General features: G+C 42.6%; 2 protein-coding genes. One reads left to right on the top strand and one right to left on the bottom strand.

Annotated elements, in window-relative coordinates:
• Positions 1–153 precede the first annotated feature (153 nt).
• Positions 154–1275, bottom strand: coding sequence for a cobaltochelatase subunit CobN (locus tag DKW60_RS22835; RefSeq protein WP_109839963.1), 1122 nt, complete (start codon positions 1273–1275; stop codon positions 154–156).
• Positions 1276–1388: 113 nt separating this feature from the next.
• Between DKW60_RS22835 and DKW60_RS22830 the strand changes: the two genes are divergently transcribed.
• Positions 1389–2766 (top strand): tetratricopeptide repeat protein (locus tag DKW60_RS22830; RefSeq protein WP_146203559.1); only part of this gene is annotated, 1378 nt, incomplete at its 3' end.

Here is a 2766-nt window from a genome sequence, read left to right as displayed (position 1 = left end):
TACTCTTGACCATAGCTCGTTATAACTCGCAATGTTTAAACCCGAGGATATTGTCGTTACGTTCAATTATTTTTAGTTAATATATAGCACTTTGCGATATTCTGCAAATTACGGCTTAATAAGAGGAATTGGTATGTGCGATTATTTTCCTATTTAAAAGTGGTTTTCAGCTTTCTCATCAGCATCAAGCAGCAAATTCTGCAACCGCTCCTGATATTCCCCGGGGTCCTTCCACAACCCCCGCTGCGCCGCCTCCAACAACCGCTCCGCCATCTCCTCCAACGCCGCAGGATTATGCTCCTCCAAAAACGCCCGATTCTCCTCATCAAACACCAGCGCATCACTGACCGCCTCATACTGATAATCCGCAATCAAGTTAGTCGTCGCATCATAAGCAAACAGATAGTCCACACTCGCCGCCATCTCAAACGCGCCCTTATACCCATGCTCACGCATCCCCTCGATCCATTTAGGGTTGAGCAGTCGCGAGCGAATCACCCGATTCAGTTCTTCTTTTAGCGTGCGTACTTTCGGTCGTTCAGGGTCAGAGTGGTCGTTGTGATACACCGCTGGCGCTTGTCCGCTGAGGCTGGTGACGGCGTTGGTCATGCCGCCTTGGAATTGGTAGTAGTCGTCCGAGTCCAGCAAGTCATGTTCACGGTTGTCTTGGTTTTGCACCACGGCTTCGAGTTGTCCGAGGCGGTTGGCAAAGGCATCGCGCGCTTCCACGCCATCGCCTGCCGTATTGCCGTAGGCGTAGCCGCCCCAGTTGAGGTAGGCTTCGGCCAAGTCGTCGCGGGTTTCCCAGCAGCGTTCGTCGATCAGGCCTTGCAGTCCCGCGCCATAGGCTCCGGGTTTGCTGCCAAACACGCGGTAGCTTGCTTGGCGATTGGCTTCCTCTGCGCTCATGCCATCGGCGATTAGCGACTCGGTTTGTTGTTCGATGTGCGCGCGTATGCTGTTGATTTCAGGCGCTTCGTCATAGTTCGCTAAGGCCTGAATCGCTGCATCATACAGTTTCATCACATTGGGGAATGCGTCACGGAAGAAGCCCGATACTCGCAAAGTCACGTCAACGCGGGGTCGGCCTAATAGCTGGTTAGACAGTATTTCAAAGTCGATCACGCGATGTGAGCCTTCTGCCCAAACGGGTTTGATGCCCATGAGTGCAAAGGCTTGTGCGATGTCGTCGCCGCCCGTGCGCATGGTGTCGGTTCCCCAGACGGATAGCCCCAGTTGGCGCGGGTAGTCGCCGTGGTCTTCTAAGTGTCTCAATTGGTATTGCTGTAGGACTTAAACTTTACATTGAATTTTTTATTGGTCATAATTAATTTGTAACAAGTCAAAAGAAACTGATGTGTCGAACCAACTTTTTGAGCCAGAAATTTATGAATGTAAATCTGTTTGAGTTAATTAAGCACCCAGTAATGATACTCATTTTGACATTGTTGGGTGCGATTGGTGATATTACAACCATCGAGGGAAAACCCGTAGTCTTATACTTGTTCTTAGCTTCTGCGTTTGCTTTTTTCTTTATATTTTTTGTAGCGAAGCAAAAAAAAGGTAAGTTATTGCGGTTTTCTATCATCGGAATGGTTGTTTTTATATTGATTTTTTCTCTACAGAAGATATTTGCCCAAAGCGAAAATGGCCTACTAGCTGAAAAATTTCCTGCGGCATCAAAAATTCAATTAAAATTATATAAAACACTATACAGCACGTATGAGAATACTGAGATAATAATTGACGGAAATAGAGAAATAAAAAGCACATTAGATAGTAACCAAGAAAAGCTAAATGTTCTGATTTCAAATAATCCGATTTCTGTATCTGTCGTTTCACCATATTCTAAGAAAAAGATTACAGGTGAAGTAGATACTGAGCTACAGAATAAATGCTACTCATTTGTAGATTATGGAAATTCAGAGTTGTTGTTTTTAAATCATAAGGCTGCAGCTGAAAACCTTTCAAGATACCTTGAGAAAAATGAAGCCAATCTAAGCTTTGAAGAATCAGGAGAGAAAAATTGTATATTAGGCCTTCGTTTGCTGGGCGTTAATATGAACGAAGCAATTAAACACTTTAAAACAGCATTAAGTTTAAATCCAAATAATATTGGTGCAATGCTTGGCATGGCAAAATCGCAGCTTCCAGAGGAAGCATATAAAAATTATATAATTAGGGCTTATGAAATTGTAGAAGAAAAAAATAATGTTTCTGCACTACCTTTTATCATTGAAGCTGATATGCAATTAAAGCAACATAGCGATGATTATGCCGCTAGAGATGAGCTAATAGAATCAGCTATCCAAATATCAGATTCATTACGGCTTGGTGTTAACTCTGAACGACTCAAGGAGTTTAGACTGAGTAGTAAAATTAATACAATGAATGATGAACAGTTATCTGGTCTACTTAAAAAACAATTTTCAAAATGTAACATTCAATCATTTTATATTCGTGAAATAGCATGCTTTGTGACTCGCGCAAGAATTTTTAATCAACTTAAACAGTATGATGATGTTAGCATTGAATTAAAAAGAGCAATTGATGTAGCAATACAACAACATGACATACCTACTGAGATCCTCCTAATTAACTTGTTGGTGACAGAAGGCAACCCCCCCTTTTCATGGAGAGAACGAGAAAAAATCTTGCTTTGTTTGCTTCCGCGAGCTGAAAAATTTGCTCATTGGTCATTACTATTGGAAACCTATTCAAACTTGGCACACATAGCATCTTTTTCCGAGCTATGGTCAAGAGTAG

This window comes from Leucothrix pacifica (genome assembly GCF_003172875.1).
Taxonomy (GTDB): domain Bacteria; phylum Pseudomonadota; class Gammaproteobacteria; order Thiotrichales; family Thiotrichaceae; genus Leucothrix; species Leucothrix pacifica.
This window is presented reverse-complemented; position numbering and strand designations above follow the sequence as displayed.